This is a genomic window from Psychrobacter sp. CR212 (assembly GCF_059693765.1).
In genome coordinates this window covers 284,343-310,922 of the sequence record NZ_JCATIF010000003.1, presented here as the reverse complement: position 1 = coordinate 310,922, position 26,580 = coordinate 284,343, and the positions used below count along the sequence as shown (strand labels likewise).

General features: G+C 45.3%; 20 protein-coding genes. 11 read left to right on the top strand and 9 right to left on the bottom strand.

Annotated features, from left to right (window positions below; translation table 11 throughout):
• Positions 1-16: 16 nt before the first annotated feature.
• Together lolB and AC58CZ_RS08585 are read right to left on the bottom strand one after the other, a co-directional pair.
• On the bottom strand, positions 17-646 hold the full coding sequence (gene lolB / locus AC58CZ_RS08590; protein WP_494224928.1) for a lipoprotein insertase outer membrane protein LolB: 630 nt from the start codon (positions 644-646) through the stop codon (positions 17-19).
• Between the two features lie 176 nt (positions 647-822).
• Entirely contained in the window at positions 823-2,760 is a 1,938-nt protein-coding gene (locus AC58CZ_RS08585; RefSeq protein ID WP_494224929.1) for a tetratricopeptide repeat protein, read from the bottom strand.
• A gap of 551 nt (positions 2,761-3,311) precedes the next feature.
• Here AC58CZ_RS08585 and hemA point away from each other — a divergent pair.
• The 4 genes from hemA (at position 3,312) to AC58CZ_RS08565 (ending at position 7,125) form a co-directional block, all read left to right on the top strand.
• Positions 3,312-4,703, top strand: a complete 1,392-nt coding sequence (gene hemA / locus AC58CZ_RS08580; RefSeq protein WP_494224930.1) for a glutamyl-tRNA reductase — start codon at positions 3,312-3,314, stop codon at positions 4,701-4,703.
• A 124-nt stretch (positions 4,704-4,827) separates the two neighbouring features.
• Positions 4,828-5,964, top strand: coding sequence for an aminotransferase class V-fold PLP-dependent enzyme (locus tag AC58CZ_RS08575; RefSeq protein ID WP_494224931.1), 1,137 nt, complete (start codon positions 4,828-4,830; stop codon positions 5,962-5,964).
• 208 nt (positions 5,965-6,172) lie between these two features.
• Positions 6,173-6,610: a YeeE/YedE family protein gene (locus tag AC58CZ_RS08570; protein ID WP_071002485.1), complete on the top strand. Its 438-nt coding sequence runs from the start codon at positions 6,173-6,175 to the stop codon at positions 6,608-6,610.
• A gap of 95 nt (positions 6,611-6,705) precedes the next feature.
• Complete coding sequence (locus tag AC58CZ_RS08565) at positions 6,706-7,125, top strand: DUF6691 family protein (RefSeq protein WP_071002483.1); 420 nt, start codon at positions 6,706-6,708, stop codon at positions 7,123-7,125.
• A 207-nt stretch (positions 7,126-7,332) separates the two neighbouring features.
• Here the strand turns inward: AC58CZ_RS08565 and AC58CZ_RS08560 are convergent, their stop codons facing one another.
• On the bottom strand, positions 7,333-8,997 hold the full coding sequence (locus AC58CZ_RS08560; RefSeq protein ID WP_494224932.1) for an AMP-binding protein: 1,665 nt from the start codon (positions 8,995-8,997) through the stop codon (positions 7,333-7,335).
• Between the two features lie 407 nt (positions 8,998-9,404).
• Between AC58CZ_RS08560 and AC58CZ_RS08555 the strand changes: the two genes are divergently transcribed.
• Together AC58CZ_RS08555 and AC58CZ_RS08550 are read left to right on the top strand one after the other, a co-directional pair.
• On the top strand, positions 9,405-11,540 hold the full coding sequence (locus tag AC58CZ_RS08555; RefSeq protein ID WP_494224933.1) for an FAD-dependent oxidoreductase: 2,136 nt from the start codon (positions 9,405-9,407) through the stop codon (positions 11,538-11,540).
• A gap of 156 nt (positions 11,541-11,696) precedes the next feature.
• Positions 11,697-12,206 carry a hypothetical protein gene (locus AC58CZ_RS08550; RefSeq protein ID WP_423726373.1) on the top strand — a complete coding sequence of 170 codons (510 nt, stop codon included), beginning with the start codon at positions 11,697-11,699 and terminating at the stop codon, positions 12,204-12,206.
• A gap of 79 nt (positions 12,207-12,285) precedes the next feature.
• On the opposite strand, the gene lplA is transcribed toward AC58CZ_RS08550, so the two are convergent.
• A complete protein-coding gene (lplA, locus tag AC58CZ_RS08545; protein WP_494224934.1) occupies positions 12,286-13,290 on the bottom strand; it encodes a lipoate--protein ligase in 1,005 nt (334 codons plus the stop codon).
• 258 nt (positions 13,291-13,548) lie between these two features.
• Positions 13,549-13,932 carry a hypothetical protein gene (locus AC58CZ_RS08540; RefSeq protein WP_494224935.1) on the bottom strand — a complete coding sequence of 128 codons (384 nt, stop codon included), beginning with the start codon at positions 13,930-13,932 and terminating at the stop codon, positions 13,549-13,551.
• A gap of 914 nt (positions 13,933-14,846) precedes the next feature.
• Between AC58CZ_RS08540 and AC58CZ_RS08535 the strand changes: the two genes are divergently transcribed.
• Entirely contained in the window at positions 14,847-15,776 is a 930-nt protein-coding gene (locus tag AC58CZ_RS08535; protein WP_494223965.1) for an EamA family transporter, read from the top strand.
• 241 nt (positions 15,777-16,017) lie between these two features.
• On the top strand, positions 16,018-17,124 hold the full coding sequence (locus AC58CZ_RS08530; RefSeq protein ID WP_494223966.1) for an N-ethylmaleimide reductase: 1,107 nt from the start codon (positions 16,018-16,020) through the stop codon (positions 17,122-17,124).
• A gap of 98 nt (positions 17,125-17,222) precedes the next feature.
• On the opposite strand, the gene AC58CZ_RS08525 is transcribed toward AC58CZ_RS08530, so the two are convergent.
• On the bottom strand, positions 17,223-18,239 hold the full coding sequence (locus AC58CZ_RS08525; RefSeq protein WP_494223967.1) for a pirin family protein: 1,017 nt from the start codon (positions 18,237-18,239) through the stop codon (positions 17,223-17,225).
• 116 nt (positions 18,240-18,355) lie between these two features.
• Complete coding sequence (locus AC58CZ_RS08520; protein WP_494223968.1) at positions 18,356-19,639, bottom strand: aminoacetone oxidase family FAD-binding enzyme; 1,284 nt, start codon at positions 19,637-19,639, stop codon at positions 18,356-18,358.
• Between the two features lie 437 nt (positions 19,640-20,076).
• Between AC58CZ_RS08520 and acs the strand changes: the two genes are divergently transcribed.
• From acs to pgsA, 3 genes are all read left to right on the top strand, one after another.
• The gene (acs, locus tag AC58CZ_RS08515) at positions 20,077-22,038 is read left to right on the top strand and encodes an acetate--CoA ligase (RefSeq protein WP_494223969.1); all 1,962 of its coding nucleotides are present in this window, start codon (positions 20,077-20,079) and stop codon (positions 22,036-22,038) included.
• 259 nt (positions 22,039-22,297) lie between these two features.
• Complete coding sequence (locus tag AC58CZ_RS08510; protein WP_494223970.1) at positions 22,298-23,461, top strand: NAD(P)-binding protein; 1,164 nt, start codon at positions 22,298-22,300, stop codon at positions 23,459-23,461.
• Between the two features lie 678 nt (positions 23,462-24,139).
• Positions 24,140-24,820, top strand: a complete 681-nt coding sequence (gene pgsA, locus AC58CZ_RS08505; RefSeq protein WP_071003712.1) for a CDP-diacylglycerol--glycerol-3-phosphate 3-phosphatidyltransferase — start codon at positions 24,140-24,142, stop codon at positions 24,818-24,820.
• Between the two features lie 100 nt (positions 24,821-24,920).
• Here the strand turns inward: pgsA and AC58CZ_RS08500 are convergent, their stop codons facing one another.
• Together AC58CZ_RS08500 and AC58CZ_RS08495 are read right to left on the bottom strand one after the other, a co-directional pair.
• Positions 24,921-25,415, bottom strand: coding sequence for a pyridoxamine 5'-phosphate oxidase family protein (locus AC58CZ_RS08500; protein WP_252962672.1), 495 nt, complete (start codon positions 25,413-25,415; stop codon positions 24,921-24,923).
• A 310-nt stretch (positions 25,416-25,725) separates the two neighbouring features.
• Positions 25,726-26,220 (bottom strand): pyridoxamine 5'-phosphate oxidase family protein, encoded by a 495-nt coding sequence (locus AC58CZ_RS08495; protein ID WP_252962671.1) that lies wholly within the window; start codon positions 26,218-26,220, stop codon positions 25,726-25,728.
• Positions 26,221-26,580: the final 360 nt, after the last annotated feature.

Below are 26,580 nucleotides of genomic sequence, written 5' to 3'. Positions count from 1 at the left end.
CACTAGTAATGACGGACTAGTGATTAATCGTCATCACAACTTTATTGCCCTGTGGTTGTACAGCGCTGATTTTGGAAGGTCGTTTGTCTGAGCCTTTATAGGTAAAGCTAGCTGTCCACTCACCATTGACCGAGCTTATCAGGCGGTTCTGAGCATCCATTTGTGGAGCGCTATCTGAGGGCGCTGGGCTACCAGAGATCCAATAAGGCATTTGCGAGATAGGCGCTTGCCAGCCAGTGGCTTTTTGTAATAGTTCCTCAGGATCATCGGCGGTCAGTGTGCCTGTCTTTTCACTGACCAAGGTGGCCGTCTGACCATCGTATTCGATATTGGTTTTGCCAATGCCGAGTGCGCCGATGAGTTCAATAGCAAAACGATCGTTTTCTTGTCCCCATGCATAAAACGCACTACCGCCTTGGGTACCTGAGGTGTCATTAGCAGGTGTGGTCACCCCAATTTTACCCGTGATATTAAAGCTCTCTAGCTTTTTGGGCTGATCTGCGTTTTGAGCTTGCATCGTGGTTGGTTGATTGGTCGCATTGGCTGTTTTTAGTGACTGACAGCCAGAGGTAATCACCATTGTAGTCGCTATCGCAGTAAGCAAAGCCAGTTTATTTGGTTTATAAGACATCGTTGATGCTGACATAATGTGCTCTCAAAATGGGTAAATGGATAGGTTAACAAAGATATTAGCTTAAGGGCTATTTGTTGCTCGGTTATGCACGGCTGTTAGCTTCTTATACGTCCCTTGTAATTGATAAGTGCTTTGTAGTATCAAGCTTAATGGCATCACGCTGCAACAGTTATTTTGAAAAACCAATATCAATATAGCTGTATGCTGTCATTGATATTGTGTTGTCCAAAGGAGAAGCGCTGTTGCAAGTCTGCGAGTAGTGCTTCGACTTTTTCGTTATTGCCAAGACCCTGATAAGCACGCAGTAATAGAGTGCCTGAGCGCAGAGTTGGGAGCACATCGTAAGGCGTTTGCAGATAATCGATGACTTGCTTATAGTTTTCTTTGGCCAGTGCATTACCCGCCAGTACATTGAGAGCTTGTAGATGAAGGTCATTATCATAGCGCGGATCGTCATAGCGAATCTGGATAATTGCTGTGGCGAGTGCCAGACCTTGCTCAGAGCTACGCTCGTTGGCCAATAGCAACTGTGCATAACTGAGCTGATAGGATAAATTGGTAGGATCGAGCGCCTGCAAATGATTAAGGAGTGTACGTTTGACGACATAGTCGCTTTTGTCATCTAACAGTTGGACACGGGCAAAGAGTAACATCTCATTATCAGGATATTTACGAGCGGCCCGCGTCAATAGACGTAAGGCTTCTTCTGATTCATTTTGCTGCCACAAAATATCGGCTTGCATCACAAAGGTGTCAGGGGCGAACACCGTAAAGTCTTTGCGTAGCTTTTCTAAAGTAGCAATGGCGGCGTCGACGTCGTCATTGAGCAATTCAAATGCGACCACTTTTCGACGTGCTTCTAATACTAAGTCTTCTTGCATCACGGCATTGAGATAGTATTTGGCTTTATCAAACTGCTGCTGGCGCTCAGCACTGATACCGAGATAGTAATAAGCTTGGTCAAGGTAAGCGGGGTTTTTGGCAAGCATATTGAGTAGATCATCCGCACTCGCATATTCTTCGATATCCAAGCTCACTAGTGCTGCTAGCAAGGTAATCTCAGCATCGTCGTTAAAGCGGCGGTGGGCTTCGAGCAATAGTTTCCAAGCTTGCTCGCTTTGTTTTAAGTCTAATAAGTAGCGAATCTCGTACAGGTACAAACTTTTGCTATCAGGATTGCGCAAGCGTGCTTGGCTTATATAGTTGACCACAGTTTCAGAGGTGACGATTTTGCGCAAGATGTCAGCCTTTAGGGTGATAAAAGGCACATAATCAGGCTGACGCTCTAGCGCGCGGTTGATATGCACGATAGCGATTTCGGGCTCATTAAATTGGTAAAGTAAACCAGCTTTTAATACGGACAGTGAAGCATTTTGCTCACTATCTAGTGGCTGCAAAGCGGCAAGCAGCTCGCGTTTGTCATCGTCATTATTGGGATAAATACCGATAAGGATTTCGCTCAAATCTGCACGCGGATCGTAACGCAAGATGCGGTTTAAGGTCTCGCCAGCTAAGATATAGTCGTGTGCCCGTAGTGCCAAATGCGCCACATAAAACCAAGCAGGTACATGATCAGGATTCTGGTCTTGCCATGATTTCGCAAAGGCTAATGAATCCTCAACCCTTTCATTACGCAATGATAGAGTTAGTGCCCTCTCAAATACCGCTGTGGCATCTTCTTTAAAAGATTGTTGCTTATAGATCGTCATCGCACGTTGTTTGTCATCACGATCCGCAGCAAACTCTGCATCTAATAGAGCATATAAACTGGGTTCGTTGAGTTCAGGCTGCCATAGGCTGGCTGGCGCTAGACCATCAATGTTGGTTACACTATCTGTCATTTGGCTGTTTTTATGAACAGTCGTGCTGATAGAGGTGCTAGAAGTAGCATTATTATTTGCCCCGTTATCGCTAGTAATGACTGCTGCTGGTGGCGTTTTTGCGGCCAATTCTGTATCAGCATGGCTGGCATGCGCAGGTACGGCAAGGCATAAACAGACGGCCAATGACAACGCTAGCTTATAACGCTGGCACAAACGATCGATAACGACCTGCAATAAAGCGCGGAGGCTAGATTGCTCGTTATAAAGAGGTTGTGATCTAGATAATGATCCAAAAAACATCATAGATAGCCGTGTTCGCCCATGGTTTACCTACATAGCTGAGGCAATTTTATTTTAATCATTTCAAATCAAATAGTGGTAATGAGTACCCATGACAAACATTATAAGAGCAGATGAACAGTATAAACAATAGCATCCGTGTTACTCATATCTGAGCAATCATCATTCTATTGATAGGCTATGACTGATACTTGTTTTAAGCATGAGTTATTTTGCTAGAACTTTTATACAAATAGCTATGCTGACCAGAATACTGTGGAAATATAACAAGTTAGGCGACACTAAGCGAATGATTTATGGTGATCTTAGCGACTATTTGCCAAAACACATCCATTGATTTTATCAATCATATCGGTAGTTGATTTGTTACATTTGCGACCAGATACAGAGATATCGCTATCATAGATGGGTGAGTGTTAATTAACGCCAGCAATAATGATATAATAAGCGGTTTTTAGGGTCTTCCTTTCAGCGCTGTCGTCAAAAACTGTCTTTTAAAAATAATAAGATAGCGTGAGTGGGCAGCTAGGCGTCATGTTTATGGTCTATCGATAATGAGATTAGTGGTCATTGGGGTCAATCACAAAACTGCACCAGTCGCTCTGCGAGAGCGTTTGGCGCTGGTGGGTGACGATGTGAATGTCGCGCTTGAGCAAATAGAATCCTTCACGGATGGCAGTGTGATTGTCTCTACTTGCAACCGTACTGAGATTTATGCGCTTGTGCCCCATACGTTGACCCCGCACCACTCACACTCATCAAGCTCGGCAGTCAATGAGCAGACAGATCACGCCATCTCTCATAATGATTTTAGTAGCAGTGCTCATGTCACATCAAGCATGATCAGCGCTCATATCCTCAAGATTAAGACGTGGCTTGCTGAATTCAAACAGCTGCCACTCGTAGATATCGATCCTTATCTCTATGTGCACCGCGACACGCACGCATTGACCCACTGGCTAAGAGTCGCAGCGGGGCTGGATTCTATGATACTGGGTGAGCCGCAAATACTTGGTCAAATCAAGCGATCTGTGCATTTGGCACAAGAGCAAAAAGTATTGAGCAATCAGCTCGGTTGGATCGTTGATCAAGTATTTGCCGCTGCTAAACGAGTACGTAATGAGACGCAAGTGGGTGCACAAGCGGTATCGCTGAGTTTTGCGGCGGCCAAATTGGTCACGCAGATATTTGATGACTTGCCGAGTCGTACGCTATTGGTCGTCGCGGCAGGTGAGATGAATCGCTTGGTTGCCACCCATATCGCAGGACTTGGCGTTGGGCGAGTGATTATTTGTAATCGTAATCCTGAGCGTGCTGAGGCATTGGCGGCTGAACTGCGTAGTCCCAATCGCCGCATAGACGTCAGACCCTTGCAAGATTTGCCGCAAGTGCTAGCAGACGCCGATATTGTCAGCAGCTGTAGTGGTAGTATGGATTTATTGATTGATAAAACCATGACTATGCAAGCGCTTAAGCGTCGCCGTTATCAGCCGATGCTAATGATAGATTTGGCCGTACCACGTGATATTGACTCAACCATCAGTCGCATGGATGATGTCTATCTGTATTCTGTCGATGATTTGCAGCATGTGATTGCTGGCAATATTGAGCAGCGTCGGCAAGCGGCGGTCGATGCAGAACTTTTAGTCAGTCAATTGGTCGTTGAAATAGATCGTCGCTTCCAAGTTCGCCAAGTGGGTAAAGACATCCAGCAGTATCGTACCTGTACTCAAAATCAAGTAGATAAGCTACTGCATGAGTCCATTGCCAAGCTGCAACAAGACGATGTCAGTCCAGAAGACATTCTTATTGAGCTGTCACGGCGCCTGACTCAAACACTGACGCACGCACCATCCAAGCTCATGCGCACAGCCGCCCGCCAAGGCGACAGTGATTTGCTAGATTTTGTGGTCTCTGGACTCCAAAACGCCCACCGCCGCCGCTAAATGTCTTACTCGCCCGTTCACTAAGCACGGGTTGGTTTTTTGGTAGATTACCCCCTATAATCAATGGGGCGAAAAACACAGGTTATACCCATCCAAAAATCCGACAACGAGCAAGGAGCATCCCATGCCTGCATTACGTCAAGATATCGATCCAAACGGCTTATTAGAGTATTCAGTGGTCTACACTGATCGTGCGCTAAACCATATGTCAAAAGCCTTTCAGCAAGTGATGAATGACTTATCTAGTGATCTAAAATCTGTCTACAACGCGGATGCCGTGGCGATCGTACCGGGTTCTGGTACTTATGGTATGGAAGCGGTCGCGCGTCAACTGGCAAATGACGAAGATTGCCTCATCATTCGTAATGGTTGGTTTAGTTATCGTTGGACGCAGATTTTAGAAAAAGGTAAAATTGCCAAATCCTCAACCGTGCTCACAGCCAATCGTGCAGATGATAGCGAGTTACCAAAGCCGTTTGCACCAGTCGATATCGACACGGCGGTAGCTAAAATCAAAGAAGAGCAGCCAGCAGTGGTATTTGCGCCGCACGTCGAGACTTCGTCTGGCATGATTTTGTCAGATGACTATATCAAAGCGTTGAGCGCGGCTGTGCATAGCGTCGGTGGATTGTTGGTTATCGACTGTATCGCGTCAGGCTGTGTCTGGTTAGACATGAAAAACTTGGGTATCGATGTGCTTATCAGCGCCCCGCAAAAAGGCTGGAGCAGTACACCAGGCGCTGGTCTTGTCATGCTAAGCGAGGCGGCGGTCAAAAAAGTAGACAGCACAGAGTCTGATAGCTTCAGTATTGATCTAAAGCAATGGCTAAATATCATGCGCGCTTACGAAAACGGCGGTCATGCCTACCATGCGACGATGCCGACAGACAGCTTACGCCAGTTCCGTGATGCGGTGAATGAAGCCAAAGCGGTTGGTTTTGATAAGCTATGTGAGGCGCAGTGGACGCTTGGCAAACGTATTCGTGAAGTACTAGAAGCCAAAGGTATTGAGAGCGTTGCGGCTGAAGGCTTTCAAGCGCCTGGCGTTGTCGTGTCTTATACCGATCGTGATGATATGCATAAAGGCAGCGCTTTTGCGGCAGCGGGTGTGCAAATCGCCGCTGGCGTACCCTTAAAAGTAGGTGAGCCTGACAGCTTCAAGACGTTCCGTTTGGGTCTGTTTGGTTTGGACAAGCTGACCGATATCGACGGTACGGTCACGCGTTTTGAGTCCGCACTGGATGAAGTACTAAGCCAGTAGAAATAGTAATTAAGAAACCTTTTAAAATGATACCGCTAACTTTATAAGTACTTCTGAAGACGCTTTTATCATCATAAAATACTGAGCCGTTATTATCATCATACGTGCTCAGTATTTTTTTACCCTTTTATTATATTTTATAATATAATGTATTTATATAAATAGAACGTTGAGCAAATACTTAACAAACCTAAATGGGTAGTCCGTTATGAGTATACAAATAGACTGGCAAGCATTTACACCGATATCTCTAGTCGGTGGTCTGATGCTAGGGGTGGCGACGGTTATTTTGCTGCTCGGTATCGGCCGTATAGCGGGTATCAGTGGCATTTTTTCAAGCTTGCTAAAACCCAAGCGTGTAGAGATGTGGCAGATACTGTTTATACTGGGTTTGGTCATATCGCCCGTGCTGTACAGGCTGGCAAGACCGCTACCTAACGTAGAGATTAGCACTTCTTTGCCACTGTTGATTGCCGCAGGGCTATTGGTGGGCTTTGGTACGCGTCTTGGCTCAGGCTGTACCAGTGGGCATGGTATTTGTGGTAATGCACGTCTGTCTCCACGCTCACTGGCCGCGACCGTCACCTTTATGCTGTTGGGTATTGTGACCGTGTATATCGGTCGTCATGTCCTAGGGCTACTATAAATGCTCAACGGCAGATTGCCATGAGATTGCTAGTAGGACTAAAGCGCGCACGACATATAAGAGTTAATAGAAGATAATAATAGCGAGAGACGACGATGCTAAAAAATATAATCGGATTGCTGGCAGGGTTACTGTTTGGGTTTGGGCTGCTGGTGTCAGGTATGACGGACCCTGTAAAAGTACAAGGGTTCTTAGATGTGTTTGGCGCATGGGATATCTCCCTTGCCCTGGTGATGGGTGGTGGTTTGTTCGTTGCATTTTTCGGTGTGCTGTTGGCCAAGCGTCAAGAGAATAGCTGGATTGGCACGCCCATTGATATGCCAAGCAAAACCGTCATCACCAAACAATTGATTATCGGAGCCATGTTGTTTGGTATCGGCTGGGGGCTGGTGGGTATTTGCCCGGGGCCAGGCATCGTCTTGCTCGGGACGGGTCAGTGGCAAGCGTATGTGTTTATCCCTGCGATGGTCGTAGGGATGCTGGTCTATCAGTGGTTTGAGCCAAAAATTGGCTGATATAGTTAGTTCTCTATAAATTGGATACGGTGTCAGCCTCGCTTAGTCTACTATTTGTAGTACTTTTACTTGGCTTCCTTGTCTCCAAATTATATTGAACCAACTATAGTATAAATAGGCTAGCACTCGAAAAAAGGTCAGCCACGTATATGTGATTGACCTTTTTTATGAATGTTAGTTGATGACAGGATTTAATGTATTGTCAGATCACTTAGCACTAGCAGTGACTTTTGACGTTTCATGCGCCAACGATTTGGCTGCTTGGCGTAGCTCAAACTTTTGTACTTTACCCGTACTGGTTTTTGGGATTTCGGCAAAGACGATATATTTTGGCACTTTAAAGCCTGCTAAGTGCTGACTACAATGCGCCATTACCGTATCGCGTTGCAAGGTGCTGCCCTCATGAATCTCGATAAAGGCGACGGGCACTTCGCCCCATTTATCATGTGGCGCGGCGACGACCGCACAGCTCTCAATGGCAGGGAGCTTGTATAAGACATTTTCGACCTCGATACTAGAGATATTCTCACCGCCTGAGATAATAATGTCTTTGAGCCTGTCCATAATTTTGATGTAGCCGTCAGGGTATTTGACACCCAAATCCCCCGTGCGGAACCAGCCATCAGTGAATGCTTCTTCAGTGGCTTTGCGGCTTTTTAGATAGCCTTTCATCACCATATTGCCACGTAGTGCCAGCTCACCCATCTCTTCACCATCGGCGGCGACTGGCTCAGTCGTGCCTTGTTTAAATACCTCAAACCCTGTCATTAAATGTGAGGTCACGCCTTGACGTGATTTTTTTTGGGCGCGGGTGGCGACATCAAGATCATTCCATTCTTCTTGCTCAGCGCAAACGGTCACTGGCCCATAGACCTCAGTCAGACCGTAGACGTGAGAGATATCAAAGCCCATTTCTTCCATTGCTGCTAGCATGGTTTCAGACGGCGGTGCCCCAGCGACCCAGCCTTTGACGGTATGTGTAATGGCTTCTTTATACTCGGGTTTGCCGCCAGCAATCATATTATGGACGACGGGCGCAGAGCAATAATGGGTCACTTGATGTTTGGCAATCAGCTGCAATATCAAATCCGCGTCAATCTTACGCAAGCAGACATTGGCCCCAGCGCGCTCAGCGATGCTCCACGGGAAGCACCAACCGTTACAATGGAACAGCGGCAACGTCCACAGATACATTGGATGCTTTGGCATATCCCAATCCAAAATATTCGACACCGCATTGAGCGTAGCACCGCGGTGATGATAAACGACGCCTTTTGGTTTGCCTGTTGTGCCAGAGGTGTAGTTCAGGGCAATGGCATCCCATTCATCCGCTGGCATCTCCCAATTATCCACGCTGTCTGAACTGGCAACCAATGCTTCATAGCTCATCTGTCCAAACGGCTCGACATCGATAGCATGATCGGTCGCGTGAATGACAATGAGGTTTGGGAAGGTCTCATTGATGATCTCAGCGTGCTCAGCAAACTCGCTATCCAAGATCAGCACCTTGGCCTCTGAATGCTGCAAACAAAAGGTCAGGGCGTTGATATCAAGGCGCGTGTTCAATGTACAGAGTACGCCGCCTGACATGGGTACGCCAAAGGCGCATTCGACCATCGCTGGCGTGTTTGGCAGCATGACGGCGACCGTATCGTTTTTATCGATACCCAATTTACGTAAGCCATCCGCCAATTGACGGCAGCGCGTATAAGTCTGTTGCCATGTCTGAGTGAGATTGTTGTGTGCAAGGTCATCATAAATGATCGCAGTCTTATCAGGATAAACCTGAGCGCTACGGATAATAAAATCAATAGGGGTGAGCGGTTGATAATTGGCAGCGTTTTTGCCGAGGCCAGTATGAAAATCTGTCATGATGATAATCCTTTATCGTATTTTTATAACGCGTCAATAGGGTAACGCAGCACCTTAATTTAACACAGAAAGGGATTAGAATAGTCGATGTTTATCGATTAGTCTAATGGGCGGTGAGGAGAGAGTGATAAAATAGTTGTCTGATTATAAAAAAACATAGTCAACACTGGAACGGGTTTTATCGTAATAACCTAACGATACGCCACCAGCCCGTGTGATAATTGGCAAACTTCACGATCATATTCTGATCGTCGCTAAATAGTGCTCACTCATCAGTCGTTTGTCTGCATAGCTAGTGATAATAGCGGTGTGTTACGATACCAGTAACGCTAAATCCCGTAGCACCACGATTTCTACAAAGCCATTTTTAAGAAGCCGTCTCAAAAAACATTCATAAGGAAAATGATATGACCGCCAGCCGTTCTGCCAATACGATCGAAACTGCCAGCACTAACGAATATTATCCGCATTTATTTGAGCCATTGGACTTGGGTTTTACCACGCTAAAAAATCGCATGGTCATGGGCTCTATGCATACGGGGCTTGAAGACCGTTTCTATAACTACGGTAAGCTGGCGGCGTATTTTGCAGAACGTGCCAAGGGCGGCGTGGCAATGATGATCACAGGCGGTATCTCACCGAACCGCGAAGGTTGGCTACTACCTGCTGGCGGCACGATGAATACCAAAGCTGACGTCATCAATCATCAGCGCGTCACTCGTGCTGTGCATAAGCATGACAGCAAAATCATCATGCAGATATTGCACAGTGGTCGCTATGGCTATCACCCTTTTGCGGTATCCTCCAGCCCAATCAAATCCCCAATCTCGCCGTTTAAACCGCGCAAGATGAGCATCAAAAACATCGAGCAGACAGTCAAAGATTATGCCCGCTCAGCGCGTCTTGCCAAACAAGCGGGCTATGACGGTGTCGAAATCATGGGCTCTGAAGGCTACTTGCTCAATCAGTTCTTATCGCGTCATGTGAACAAGCGTAAAGACATCTATGGCGGTGATATTCAAGGTCGTATGAAATTCGCGGTTGATGTAGTTACAGCTGTTCGTGAGGCCGTGGGTGAAGATTTTATTATCTTGTTCCGCCTGTCAGTGATTGACTTAGTCAAAGACGGTAACGTTATGGATGAAGTCATCACCGTGGCAAAAGCGCTAGAAGAAGCGGGCGTGACTATCATGAATACGGGCATCGGCTGGCATGAAGCGCGTGTCCCGACGATCGTCACCAGCGTACCACGCGCCGCTTTCGTTGATTTCACCGCTGAGATCAAAAAACACATCAATATCCCAATGATGGCGGCCAACCGCATCAACATGCCAGATACCGCAGAAAAAATCATCGCTGATGGTCAGGCAGATGTGATTCAAATGGCGCGTCCATTCTTGGCGGATGCAAACTGGGTCAACAAAGCCAAAAACGGTCAGACAGATCGCATCAATACCTGTATCGCCTGTAACCAAGCGTGTCTCGACCATACCTTTGAAAACAAACGCTCGACTTGTCTGGTCAATCCACAAGCCTGTTATGAGACTGAGCTGGTCTACAAAAAAGCGAAAAAACCGAAAAAAGTCGCCGTCATCGGTGGCGGGGTCGCTGGTATGTCAGCCGCTCATGTCGCCGCCTTACGTGGTCATGAAGTGACCTTGTTTGAAGCCAAAGATGTGTTGGGTGGACAGTTTAACTACGCCAAAGTCATCCCGGGTAAAGAAGAGTTCTTTGAGACTGTTCGCTACTATATCAACGAGCTTGAGCACTTAGGCGTCGAGATTAAACTCAATACCTTTGTGGATAAAGACATGCTGGAAAAAGCCAAGTTCCATCATGTTATCGTCGCCACTGGCGTTGTACCTAGAAGTCTCGCAGGTAAACTGGAAGGGGCTGATCTGCCACAAGTCATCAGCTACGCAGAATTGCTCTCTGGTGAAAAAGCCGTGGGTGACACGGTAGCGGTCATCGGTGCTGGCGGTATCGGCTTTGATGTCAGTGAATATCTGACGGCTAATCACGGACAATCGCTGGATGAGATCGGCCCTGAAGGTCTAAAAGATCCAGATTATCGCCCTGAACCGCAGTCCATCAGCGAGTGGCGCGAGGAATGGGGCGTGACCAACGATACCGATTATCAAAGTGATGGCGGACTGGTCAGACCTAAAGCGATTAAGCCCATTCGTCAGGTCTATCTGATGCAGCGTAGCAAGGGTCGTCTGGGTAGTGGCCTCAACAAAACCTCAGGCTGGGTACATCGCGCGCATATCAAATCGCACGGCGTCATCCAAGTCGCTGGCGTGCAGTACGAAAAAATCACCAACGAAGGTATTTGGGTCACCAACTCGCAAGGTCAAAGCCAGCTACTCCGTGTCGATAGCGTCGTCGTCTGTGCTGGTCAAGAGTCAGTCGTTGAGCTGATGCCAAATGTCGGTGATGCGCCAGACGCGCAATACCATCTCATCGGAGGTGCTAAGCTGGCAGCTGAGTTAGATGCCAAACGTGCGATTCGTGACGGTGCTGAGGTTGCGGCGGGGATTTAGAATTAAATAGAAAGTAATTATGAGCAACTACAAGGCGGCAGGGATACTATTTCCTGTCGTTTTTTTTTTGGCTTATAAGCTATATCATAACCTTAGAACATTAATCCGAAATGAATATTTGTAATTCATAATATATAGCAACGGGGTAAAAAATTTATGGACAAACTCAGAGATACAATTAATGCATTCAATAACTCAATCACGATTTTAAATAAGGCCTGCTATGATAAACAGAGTTTGTTTTTGTTTTTCACTTTTATAGATCAGCTAGGATGGTTAAGCTCATCGACTGAATTTTCAGATGGGTCTGACTTTCGCAATTGGCTCGAAACTTACTGCGACTTAACTAAGTTAAGATGTACTTCAGTTGATCTATGGAACACTAGATGTTCATTTTTGCACATGGGAACTGCTGAACATAAGCACTTTAACAGTAAAAAGCACTTTAGATTGGCTTTTTATCAAAATATAGATTTTTCTGATCAAGAACTTGTTATTGAAGAAAGAAAATACCAAAATCCAACCAAACTGGTTGATGTATTCGACTTATATAACTGCATTAATGACGGAATTAAAGAGTTTATCCAAAATGTAGAAAGTGATCCTTATTTAAAGTCGTCTGTATTGGGTAAATGTGAAAAAATGAACAATTTATATATTCTGTAAATAAATAAGCATAAATTTAGCAAATGTAAGTTGAGTTAGAAAGTTGTAACTTGTCTTATAAGTGCATTGAAGAATGTCCTTAACCTTCCATCTCACCAACCAACCACTGCTCAAAATCACTAACTTGTGCCGCTAGTTCAGGTTGTGCTTTTGCTAGTTCGGCGAGCGCACCTTGAATCTCATGCTTATTATATTTCACACCAGTCAATGTCTCTTTGAGCAAATCAATCAGCTCAATATTTAACGCATCAGAGAAGATAACAATCTCTGAAATCATGGCCTGTTTTACATCCATATGCACATCCATGATGCCCCACTCAAAGCGTGTCTCGATATGATGGCTGAACTCAGGCGTCTTGCCAAAGCGCCAATCCCAGTCCGCCATCTGCTGGTAGTAAGCGTTTAGCGCCGGCTGCTTGGCAAGGCTGGCTTCATCCAACTGCTCAACTGGCGCAGTCTCTCCATAATACTCACAAAACGCCTCGATAATCGCATCAGACAAGGTCTCATGATTGATGGCATCATTGAACTCTACCAAGTTTGCCACACGCGCACGTACCGATTTGATGCCTTTTGCTTTGAGCTTTAAGGGATGCGGATTGAGATAGTCGCCAAGCTTTTGCATGTTGGCATTGACTAGTAGTGTCCCATGATGAAAACTGCGATCGGCGGCGTGTTTGAAGGCGCTGCCTGATATTTTTCTATCGCCGACTTGCATGTCATTACGACCAGATAAGGTGGCGTCTATACCCAGCTTTTTTAGCGCATTGATGATAATGGTAAAGTTGGCCGTTTGGTCGTACGCGTGTTTTGGGGATAAAAAAGTAAAATTGGTATTGCCCAAGTCATGAAATACCGCACCGCCACCACTTTGACGCCGCGCCAAAAAAACATCGTCTGCTGCCATCTTATCCGTCTTGCATTCTACCCATGGGTTTTGTGAGCGACCAATGACCACGGTCTCAGAGTTGCGCCATAAGAAAAGCGTGTGCGAGTCGGGATTGAGCGTATTAAATATCCAATCCTCGGTGGCAAGATTGAACCAAGGGTTGGTCACCGCAGACTTTAAGATGCGCAGTTTCATGATGGATCCTTTTTTAATCGTTTTTATAGGGGAGTGCTACAAATAGATACTGATATTCTTACTGATACAGAGCTGGAGTTCAATGAGTGTGGTAGGGAGTAGGAAAGGTTATTTGTAGTTTTAGAAGAGTAAAGAGTGTTGATGGGATAATTAGAGTTGGGCTGATAAAGGTAACCCATTAGTTCTTGGTTATACTCATCATAAAGCTGAGTATAATACTTAGCTTTATGATCTTTTAAATCTCAATAATATCTCACTCTATTCAGCACAAATCTCCCACTGTGATTTGGTACTAAGATAACACTGCATCACCGCTTTGCCAGACTGCGCATAGGCATCACTGACGATACGCTGATTGCTTGGCAAACGATATCTGATAATGGCTGGCTCATCATTGACGGTGGTCGTCCATCCAGTGATCTCATTACGGTCATTGTAGTTTGCTTGATTAGATGTGGCCATTTTGCCAAGTCCTGGCAGGTTATAAGAGACCTGCCTAAAGCTATAACTCATCGCTGCACCTTCAGCGCCCTCATACTGACAGTTTAGCTTTTTGTGTAATTTGTCTTGTTTATAAACGTAGCAGGTGGTCTCATCTGAGAACTGACCAACCCCGCAAAATCCTGCCGTTGCAACTGACATAGCACTGATGCATAACGCTATCCTTTTCATCATCATTCCTCAATAATTTATAAATCTTACTAGGGCGTGTTGAACATTCGACCATGGCACTGACAGCGACTATTTTTTAGGCGATTCGATGTTAAAAATAATAAGTTTAGTCACTCTAAGCGCTTATTTTTAACGATGAAGCGGCAAAAAAGAGTCCTGTCCCCTGCTTTTATCGTTGGGGCTGATGCTAAAACTGCCCCATACTGCGTTACAAATCTCGCTAAGGCATCTGCATTATCGTCGCTTTGTGCCTTGTATGGAACAATTTTAGCGATCAGCAGTGCCTATTTGCGAATGTTCAACACGCCCTAATCATATTTGTCATCTATTTTTGTATCGCCAGATACGAGCCAGTACCTCTTAGATAGTAAAAAATTAGCAAACAAATATCAATTATTATATTTTTAAGGAAAACTCCTACTGATTAGATGGTATTGGTTATACTTTGATATTATTAAGATTATCTATCGATGAGTCTTATTGTTAGAAAGCTTCGATATCAAGATAGGTTCTATTCTTATACATACTGATGAGAGTAATGACTCAAGAGTGACTTTGGAGTTTGCCAGTATATGAATAATGAGGCGCTAAAATAGGCTAAAGTAGACAAATTTTAGGGTAGCAGCGTCTACTGGTTTTTCGCTCGATAAAGTATTTTACCCAGTTATCTAAGATATAGAAAAGCTAGGCATCGTGAAATGACTTTAAATAAGACAGGTTAATTCATAAGAATGCGCGATAACACCTATAAAAAGCAATATACAAGGTGGTTATAGATTTACCATCATAGTGCCTTATTAGCACATTAACCTCCACCACATATCAGACGGTTATGACCGACACGAGTTGGCAAATGCAGTCTAAGCACTTAATAGGATTACCTAATGACCAACCGTGACCTCATTATCTTTGTGACGCTCTCTTTTATGTGGTCGCTCTCCTTTGTGTTTTATCGGGTTGGCGTGCCTGAGTTTGGGTCATTGGCTTTTGCCAGTTTGCGGGTGATATTTGCCGGACTGGTCATGCTCGTCTTTGTACTACTAAAGAAAAAAAACAGAGACGGTATCAAACAGCACTGGAAAATGCTATCGCTCGTCGGCATATTTTCGGCAGCGTTGCCTTTTGTGTTGTTTTCTTTTTCTGCGCAGTCAGTGAATGCAGGGGTACTCGCCGTACTAAACGCTTCCGTACCGATGATGAGCGGCTTTATCGCTCGCGTCTTCTTTAAAGACAGACTGTCCAAAAAACAAGCGCTTGGATTGGTGATTGGGGTAGTCGGGGTGATTATATTGATGAGCGAAAGCTTATTTGGTGGTGGCGATCAGGGCAAAGGCTTGGTCGAGGGATTATTACCGATGGGCTACGCGCTATTCGCTTGTGTTGGTTACGCGCTTGGCGCAAACATCACCAAAAACTACTTATACGATGTCTCGCCCGTTGCGATCACGGCAGGCTCACTGATTATTGGTAGCCTTATCATGCTGCCGGTGGCTTTTACTGAGTTTCCTTATGGCAAAGCGATCAGCATAAAGGCATGGGTTTCGGTTATCTGTATCGGTGTGTTTTCAACCGCCATTGCCCTTATTTTTATGAATCAGTTGATCAAAAATATTGGGCCAACGCGTGCCACGAGTATCACGTTAGTCATTCCAATTTTTGCGATTATTTTGGGCTATCTATTGCTTGGCGAGGCGCTAAATATACAAGCCATCATTGGTTCGATTGTGATATTGATCGGCACGTATTTGTCATTAGAGCTGTCAATTAAGAAAATGCTAAAGCCAAAAGACAAGACCCAGACGAACAGTATTTAAGGCTTAGTAAACAGTCTTCGTAGTAAACAAATACGAAGATTTGTATAGGTGAATATTGTTGTATCTGTTTGTAAATATTGCTTGGAATAATGAAATCTATTCCCTATAAAGGTAGGCGCTAAACGTAGATTTACTAATGATATTATAAGTTTTTCTAAACAGCATGCGATAATAATTAGTATGATTGATGGTTGCTATAACTAAAGATCATAAATAGCAACAATAACCAATAGGACAGATTATGGCACACGATATTTTATTTGAGCCTGTAAAAATGGGCACACAAACGCTAAAAAACCGCGTTATAATGGCCCCACTGACACGTCTGCGTGCCGTTGAGCCAGGCGATATCCCTATCACATGGGCAGCAGAGTACTACTCGCAGCGTGCAGGGGCGGGCCTTGTCATCACTGAAGCGACGCAAGTATCGTTTCAAGCAAAAGGCTATGCAGGCGCACCAGGGCTACATACTCAAGATCAAGTCACTGCATGGAAAGCCATCGTTGACAATGTCCATGCCAAAGGTGGCAAGATTGTCGTCCAGCTATGGCACACAGGACTTGTCTCACATGAAAGCGTACAACCTGAGCGCCGTGCGCCAATTTCAGCCTCAGATGTCGATGTAGGTATCCGTACCTCATTGCGTGATAGTGACAACCAAGCCATTCGCGCGGATGCCACGCCGCCGCGTCCAGCCAGTCTTGATGAGATTCAGCAAGTGGTTACTGACTTTGCGCATGCAACCAAGTGCGCGCAGGAGGCAGGGTTTGATGGTATTGAGATTCATGGCGCGCATGGTTATTTGCTGCATCAGTTTTGGGCCGAGCATACCAATCAGCGTGACGATGAGTACGGTGGCAGCCGCGAAAACCGCGCGCGTCTAACCTTAGATGTTATCGATGCATGTGTGGATGCTTGGGATGCAGATCATATTGGTATTCGTATCTCGCCACTGGGCACATTCAACAATGTTGAGGGAGGCTACGAAGAAGACGATAACATTTGGCTGATTGAGCAAATCAATAAGCGTGGTCTAATGTATTTGCATCTGTCAGAGCCAGATTGGGCAGGTGGTACGCCTTATAGCGATGAATTCCGTCAGCGTGTCCGTGATGCGTTCGATCAGACCATCATCGCGGCGGGTGGCTATGATGCGGACAAAGCTGAGAAGAACATCAAAGCAGGCTATATCGATGCGGTAGCATTCGGTCGTGATTATATTGCCAACCCTGATCTCGCTGAACGTATTCAAGAGGGTGCACCGCTCAACGAGCAGCATCCAGAGAGCTTCTATGGTGGCAGCACGGTTGGCTACACTGATTATCCGTTTATGGATCAGGCGCAATAGTTTATTTGTCGGTTCTGCTGACTAAATAGCTAAATTATGCTTCATAAAAGCCCTTTGACTATCGGTAGTCAGAGGGCTTTTTTGTGCTTCTATTTTCATTATGTACCAAAATTGCCTGTTTGATAATCACGGAACGTTTGTCGTAGCTCATCTTGGGTATTCATCACAAAGGGGCCGTGACCTGCGATAGGCTCTCCGATAGGCTCACCACTTAACAACAGTAGTTTGGCAGGAGTGTGTTCATCGTTATCGGTAGAATAGGTGAGCTCAATAGTATCGGTAGCAGCATCAGATAAAGGTACAGGTTGAGAATCTACAGATGGTTTAATCGGCGCTGCAAACTGAATCAGATTGCCTGCACTGATAGATGTGCCATTGACCAGTACTCGGCCTTCCTGTACGAGCAGTAACGTATTGTGCGTGCTAGGTACTTCGAGTATCGTTGTGCCTACGGTATGCAGCGCGATATCCCATAGGTTAATGGGCGTAAAGGTTACCGCATTACCTGTGACGCCATGCCAGTCACCTGCAATGATGGCAACTTGACCGATGACCGTTTGTTTGTCAGCGCTTTGAGCAACAGCATCTTTAGTAAGATTATCTTGAGAGTCGGCATCGCGATTGTTCATCAATTCTATGATAGGCATCTCACCACGTTTGATAAATTGATATTTAGGATCAGTCAGCTTGTGCGCGCTTGGCAGATTGACCCACATTTGCACCATACTAAACACACCACCGCGCTGCCCAAAGCTTTCTGAATGAAACTCTTCGTGCAGAATACCGCGACCAGCGGTCATCCATTGCACATCGCCTTCCAAAATATCCCCACGCCCACCGATTGAGTCAGCATGACTGATCTCACCTGAGTACGCGAAGGTGACGGTCTCAAAACCTTTATGAGGGTGTTTGCCAATGCCATGTGGCTGCGTCTGATAATCAGGATTTGGTGCAAATGTCGTCGGCTCGCCATAATCAAATAGTAAAAATGGATCGGTATGACTGTAATTGAAGTCTGGTTGGTCATCGACATAATTGATCAATGTTTTCACAAAAAATCCGTCACCGACCCAATGTGGTGCTTTATCACCATGAATCTGTTTGATTGGACGCATGGATTACCTCATGATTTTATCTAGCATAAGTCATATTAGTTATATATTATACCGCAATTTCATAATAAAATGAACTTATGTCGTGTTTATTTTATGCTATCAAATGCGATTGCTTCTTAAACGACCTCGCCACTGACAAAACCACTGGCCCATGCCCACTGAAAATTATAGCCGCCAAGCCAGCCTGTCACATCAAGTACCTCACCAATGAAGTACAAGCCCTCTTGCAAATTGCTTTGCATGGTCTTTGAGGATACCTCATCGGTTTTTACGCCGCCGCGGGTGACCTCGGCCGTGCGATAGCCTTCAGTACCAGACGGCTTGAGCTGCCAGCCATTGAGAGTAGCGCCAAGCTCACTCAGTCGCTCATCTTTGATATTGGCAAGCTCAGTATCTTTGATATCGTCCCAAAGCTGGGTTTGTAGTGCTGCCAATAGTTTTTTGGGTAGTGCGTTGTCTGTGTTTTCTGCCAATACAGTACGGATCAGTTGGCGTGGGTGTGACTTTTTGCGGGTGAGTAAAATATCGGTGACATCTACATCGGGCAGTAGGTTAATGCTGATCGTCTCACCACTGTGCCAATAGTTCGATAGCTGGAGCATGGCAGGGCCAGAGAGCCCGCGATGGGTAAACAGTACAGGCAGTTTAAAAGAGATACGCTCGTTACTGGCAATGACTGGTAGGCTGATGCCTGCTAAGCTACGAATCAGCTCGCCTGTTTTGTCCGTGAAGGTAAATGGTACGAGACTGGCATCGGTTGCTATCAGTGTATGCCCAAACTGCTGCGCTAGTTCATAGCCAATGCCGCTTGCGCCCATCGTTGGAATAGACAAACCACCAGTGGCCACGACTAGCGACTCACAGCTATAGCGCATCTGTGAAGGTTGACTTTCGCTTGCGACGTCTTTTTTGCCAAGCTTTTTGCTGGTTATTAGCTCAAACCGTTTTGCTTTATCATGGTCAGTCGTCTGTACATGATTGATTTGGGTATTGAGCTTGATTTGCACACCGACAGCCGTACATTCATCAAGGAGCATAGTGAGGATATCTTGGGCAGAATCATCACAAAATAGCTGCCCGTGTTCACGCTCATGGTAGGGAATCTGATGCGCCTCTACCATGCCGATAAACTCCCAGCTTGGATAGCGGCTCAGCGCCGACTTACAAAAGTGAGGATTGGCACCGATAAAATGCTCAGGCTCGACGAAGTAATTGGTAAAGTTGCAGCGGCCACCACCTGACATCAAAATCTTTTTGCCCGCTTTATTGGCGTGATCTATGACTAAAACGCGACGACCACGGCGACCTGCGGTGAGCGCACAATATAATCCTGAAGCGCCAGCGCCGACGATGATGACGTCATAGTGAGTAGAGGGTTGTGCATTGTGGTGATTAGTCATTGCGGTCTCGTAAAACAATCATTTAAAAAAAGGAGATAACAAAACCAATTGTATGTGTTAATAATACAGATCGGCGGTGTTGTCTAAAGCAGTATCGGTAGGGTAGCTATTGTCCATATTTCATTTGAGGTTACAAGGATTAAATGTGATATCCGATGAGCTGTGACATGGCATCTGCACATCAAGAGCACTCTTGATTGCGATGTTGCAATAATCCTTACTAATAATTCTTCAATAACCGCTGCTATCAATCACCAAGTATACAGATGTACAGCGAAATTGTTATGATTGGCTGATGATGTCTTGCAACCGACACGCTTATTTGTCAAACTATCGCTGAGTGTCACGCATTATGGAAGATGACTCTTATTGCCTGCATGGTTAGTCGTTATAGACGACTTTTTATGTAAGTCATGATAATTAAAAGGACCAATACTATGACCCAGAAATCATTTCCAATCTCAGCCGAGTTTATGGCTGCTGCCAATACCACCCCTGAAAAGTATCTCGAAGACTACAATCAATCTATCGAATCAACCGAAGCAAATGATGCGTTTTGGGCGAAGCGTGCTGAGCTGATCGACTGGATAAAAAAACCGACCAAAGTCAGCAATGTTAATTATGACTTAGACAATTTTAATATTAAATGGTTTGAAGATGGTGAGCTGAATATCTCCGTCAACTGTCTTGATCGTCACCTCGAAAAAGATCCATACAAGCCAGCTATTATTTGGGAAGGGGATCACCCTTCACTACACAAGATTATTTCTTTTAAAGAATTACATGAAGCAGTCTGTCGTCTGGGCAACTCGCTACGCAAGCTTGGCGTTGGCAAAGGCGATCGGGTCACGTTGTATATGCCAATGATACCAGAAGCCATGGTCTCGATGCTGGCATGTGCGCGTATTGGTGCGGTGCATTCTGTGGTATTTGGTGGGTTTTCTGCTGAGAGTCTGGGCAATCGTTTGATAGACAGTCGCTCAAAAGTTGTGATTACGGCAGATGAGGGTTTACGCGGCGGCAAGCACACACCGCTCAAAGCCAATGTCGATCATGCTCTTGAGATGGATGGCACAGACAGTGTCGAAAAAGTCATCGTCGTCCACCGCACAGGCAACTCTATACCGATGAGCGGTCGCCGCGATGTCTGGTATCACAATCTCGTTGATGGGCAATCAGAGATCTGTGAGCCTGAAGTGATGAATGCCGAAGATCCATTATTCTTACTGTATACCTCTGGCTCAACGGGTAAACCCAAAGGCGTTGTGCATACCACAGGGGGTTATATCACTTATGCCTTGTCTACCTTCCGTGATGTCTTTGATGTCAAAGAAGATGACGTTTATTGGTGTACCGCAGATGTGGGCTGGATTACTGGTCATACCTACTCAACATATGCACCGCTCGCCAATGGCACCACGACAGTCATTTTTGAAGGGGTGCCAGAGTATCCAACATGGGCACGTATCGGACACATCATCGACAAGCACGACGTGACCATTTTATACACCGCGCCAACGGCGATTCGAGCGATGATGAAAGAGGGTGATGCTTTTGTGCGTGAGTCGGATCGCTCAAGTCTACGTTTGCTGGGTTCAGTCGGTGAGCCAATCAACCCAGAAGCGTGGGATTGGTACTATCATGTCGTTGGTGACAGCAAGTGTCCCATTGTCGATACGTGGTGGCAAACGGAGACAGGCGGTATTTTGATGGCACCGATTCCGGGAGCGGTCGATCTCAAGCCGGGTGCCGCGATGACGCCGCTATATGGTATTAAACCTGAAGTCGTCAATGCTGAAGGCGCAATCATGGAAGGCGCTGCCGAAGGCAACTTGGTCATCAGTAGTGGTTGGCCTGGGCAAATGCGTACGATCTACAATGATCATCCGCGCTTTTTGAAAACCTATTTTAGCGATTATCCCGGCTATTACTTCACAGGTGATGGTGCGCAGCGTGATGAAGACGGACATTATTGGATCACAGGCCGCGTGGATGACGTGCTAAACGTCTCAGGGCATCGCTTGGGTACGGCAGAGATTGAGAGTGCATTGGTTGCTCATCCGGCTACTGCCGAGGCCGCGATTGTTGGTATGCCGCATGAGATTCGCGGGACAGGTATCTGTGCCTTTATCATTCTAAAGTCTGGCGAAGAAAAAACAGACGATCTAAAAGCGGAGCTAAAACGTCATGTGCGTGCCGAGATTGGGCCGATTGCGACCTTAGATGCTATTTATATGGTGGATGCGCTACCAAAGACTCGCTCAGGAAAGATTATGCGTCGCATCCTGCGTAAGCTGGCAGAAGGTCAGTATGTCGGATTGGGCGACTTATCTACACTGGCGGACAGCTCAGTGATCAATGATTTGGTAGAAGAAGTCAAAGCGAGCCGCGGAGAGTAGTTGCGTTAGCCCGTCTATCGGGCACGCGAACGGTGCTATTTCAACTTTGATATCCGTTCAGCAACGTCAAATAAAAGCCATGTTATCGTGAATAGCATGGCTTTTTTACGCAGACGATATTGATATTGCGGCGTTTTGACGATTCAATATCAATGGTCAACGAACATTGCTACCTACTAGTTGCCCGCCATATAACAGATCGTTTTGCTATTTATAGATGGTAGCGACTCATAAATACTCGATAAGGTTTCCTGTCATTATGACTGATCATACTTTGCTCTCAACAGAAAAATCCTCACCAAAAATCGCGGTCATCGGTGGTGGTCTGACAGGGCTGCTGACTGCCACATTGCTAGAGCGCACCTTGGACACTGACAATGTGTGCTCAAATGCACCGCACATCACGATATTTGAAAAGTCACGCAGTGTGGGCCGTCTAGCAACGCGCTATCGCACTGACAGTGAGACGGGCCGCAACTGGCAATGGGCGTTTGGGGCACAGTTCTTTACGGCAAAAACCGCTGAGTTCCAGCAATTTATTGCCCCTTGGCTAAAGACAGGGCTGCTACAGCCATGGTGTGCCCGAGTGGTTGAGCTGACACCCGCAAATGATAATGGTCAATCGCCTGATATCCAAAGTAAAGAGCAGTGGGATACCGTGCACGCGCGCTATATCAGCACGCCAAAAATGACCAGTTGGGGACGTGAATTGGCCGCTGGGCTCAAGCACACAAACATAGTGTTTAAGACGCGTGTGGCTCCGCTTGGTAGGCATACCACTCACTCAGATGATAAAAAAACTGAGCTATTTGATGAGACAGGGGAGAGCCTCGGTTGGTTTGACTGGGTCATTTGTACTGCACCAAACGGTCAGGCAGTAGAGCTGATGGCAGACAGTGGATTTAGTCAGCAAGTTAACATCACCCAGCCGCAGATGCAGGCCTGCTATACGTTGATGCTCGGTTGGGACAATGCCCAAGAATTACCTGAAACATTGAACTCTCAAACAGCACCGCAATGGGATGTTGCTTATTTAAATAGTGAGGTACTCGATAGAATATTTATTGAGCATCATAAACCCGTTCGTGATGAGCTATTACCAAGCATCACCATTCATGCGCGTAATGACTGGTCACAAGTCCACGTCGATGATGATTTGGAGACAGTCAAAGCCACGTTATTAATGGCAGCGCAGCAAGCCTTAAACTGGGACAAAGATAGTGCTCCAAGCCAAACAGATTGTCATCGCTGGCGCTATGCGGCTACTATAATAGATACAGATACTAAAGAGCTAGGTATCTTAGTCGATGAAACCAGACAGTGGATTGTCAGTGGTGACTGGTGCGCACGCGGCAATATCGAAAGCTGCTATCAGGTAGCTCGGCAGACAGTAGAGGCAGTCTGTAGGGCACGATCTATATGAGTTGATTGCTGGCTGGCTGAATCTATCGGCTGCCAGTCCCTAGAAAGGTTTTTACGTATTTATAGCGATAGGTATCGAGATTTGAGCCTGTTATAAATAGCGAGGCAAAAAAAAGCCCACAGAGGAGGTGCTGTGGGCTGAGGAAAACGGGCTGTGCAGATTGATCACAAGTTCCGTGGTCGTGATTTATTATAGTTATCGGCTTTCTATACACTCATTTATTAGGGCAATAATAACCAATACAATAGGTACATATATTTGCTTACATATTTAAGTGTACAAGTGTTTTGTGACAGTTGCTATCATAACCCGACTGACTCCTATTTGGCTGTTTTGGTTACAGTATATTACTTTGTAAAAATACTCGGCTGCACGATCACAGCATAGACTCTGTCATTGGGAAGTAAGAAGAAAGACGCAGATAAGTAAATAGCCTGTGACCAACTATCGAGCCCTATACATAATAGGACGTTACATTAAGTAGCAGATTGTTTTTAAGAATTTTATGATGCTTTTAATAAAAGATACAAATGATTTCAATGGGTTATATCATTATGAAACGAATGACTCGATGTTGATAGTTTGAATCATTTAATCATTAAAGAGATGGCATGACGGCATGACGGAAAAATGCTAAGCTATCTGCCATTATTATGTCGATATTACACTGGGTTTGCCATGACTGAGAGCACGCATTTGCATACGCAGGAGCCGTCAAGTTCGCAAAATACTAAAAGTATTTTTAACTTGCCCAACAATCTTACGATTGCTCGTATCTTGATGATTCCGTTGTTTGTTGCGATTGCGTACTGGCCACCTGCTATGGGCATCGGTATGCCTGCAATCTCAGACAACGTCATTGCGCGAGTGGGGATGAGTGAGTTTAGCGATAGCCTATTGCGCCATTTATTATTAACCAGCGTCTTTATTATTGCAGCAATTACCGATTGGCTAGATGGTTACTTTGCTCGTAAGCTGAATGTCATGTCAGCGTTTGGGCGCTTTTTGGACCCAGTTGCTGACAAGCTGATGGTGGCAGCGGCCTTGATCGTTTTGGTGCAATGGCATCCCAATATTATTATGGCAATCGCTGCGATCGTCATCATCTCACGTGAGATCGCTGTATCCGCATTGCGCGAGTGGATGGCAGAGCTTGGCAACCGAACCAGTGTCGCTGTGTCCTATGTGGGCAAATTAAAAACGACCTTTCAGATGATAGCGATTACAGTACTGTTATTAAACTGGGAGTCGCTTGAGACGGTCGGTTATGCGCTGATGGTCGCCGCTGTTATATTGACGCTTTGGTCAATGATGATTTATCTCAAAGCTGCGTGGCCTTATTTGAAGCAAAGCGGCTAATAGTAAGACAAACAATCGTAACCTGCATAAAAAACGCCAGTCGCTTAATGCAACTGGCGTTTTTTATTTGTCTATTCTTACTGTTTTAACGACTGAAGCATTACAGCTCTATCGAAAAATTCTCACCTAAGCTTTTTTCAATGGCAGTGTCAGTGACTGCCGCCGCCGCCATTCTGACAGCACTAGTGATGGCATTACCATTTGCCCAGTACTCAGCACCATGAGGGACGACTTTGATCAGCTGTACTTTTGGGTCTTCTTTACCTTTTTCAAAGTAAGCGTTATAAGTCATTGACCAAAGCTCATCTAACTTGTCTTTATCATCTACCAGCTCCGCTTTACCAGTGATAGACAGATATTGTTTGTTGTCTTGGCTGACATAGGCCAAATTGACTTGTGGATCGTTTTTGATGTTATCGATGGTCTCACAAGGGCTGTGACCGATAAACCAAATTTCTTTGGCACCAATACTGGTCTCGGTGGTATTCATGGGGCATGAGTAAAGATGGTTCTCACTGGTGCGCGTGGTCATCATCGTATATTTGATGTCTTTTACCATTTCTTGGATGGTGTCCATTTGTTGTTGCTTGCTCATCGTAGTTATCCTTTACTATTTAAAATTTGGAGTAAAAATTATTATTCGGTAAGAGTAATCTAGAGTACTGATAGGGTGGTCAATGACGCCTATTAACAGTTATCAATATAGCGATATCACCTAATAGAACGATACAGCTGGTCTGTAATACCCTGTGAAAGTTTGTAATTATCTGCGTGATTTTATTCAGTAGATGATTTATCAATCAAAAAATACTGTCTAAAAATAACCTTACCAAAAATAAAGCAATAAAAAACGCCAATAAACCGAGGCATATTGACGTTTTGGTTTGTAATGTATGGCTTAAAGATTACAACGTGACTTCAAATTGCTCGCCGATATCTTCGGCGGTTTTGCCATCTTGTAGGGCTGCTGCTGCCATTTTGAACATATTAATAGTAGAGCTGCCACCTAACCAGCACTCGACGCCATGTGGGACGACCTTGATTAACTGTACGTTTGGATCTTCTTTACCATGTTCAAAAAACGCATTGTAGACTGGTGACCACAGTTCTTCTAATTTGTTTTTATCCGTTGGTAACTCAGCATTGGCGCTGACAGAGACATAGTCTTTTTCATCTTTAGAAGCATAAGACAAGCCAATTTTTTGGTTGTTCTGAATGTCTTTGACCACATCTGAGGTTTTATCACCGATGAACCAGATCTCTTTACCACCGATACTCGCTTCGCTGGTTGTCATTGGCCACGCATGTACGTCACCTTTACTATTGACGGTGCTTAACATTGCAAATTTTACATCTTTAATAACGTCTTGGATTTTGTCGATTTGTTCTTGTTTGTTCATAGAGGATTCCCTTTTCTTTATAGTGATTAGATGATTCATTGTTTGTAGTAATCATTTTTATTCAAGGTAGATGTAATTCATCTTTTAAAAACACCCCCTTAACAACTGGAACTAGAATACCGAGTAGCAGCCCTACATTTATATAGGTGCCCAGTAATGCGATGTGAGTGTTTGTAAGGAGTATGAGGGTTAGGTAAAAATTGCGACGCCGAGTGTCGTCACTGTATTTGAATGCTATCTAAACATTCATGGGCTAAACACTCATGGGCGGATTATTGAATTGATTGTGTTATTGAGCATGTAGTTAGCGGCGACACCGTATCAGTTATCAGCAATTTATCTTGGTTTAGACCTGCTTAT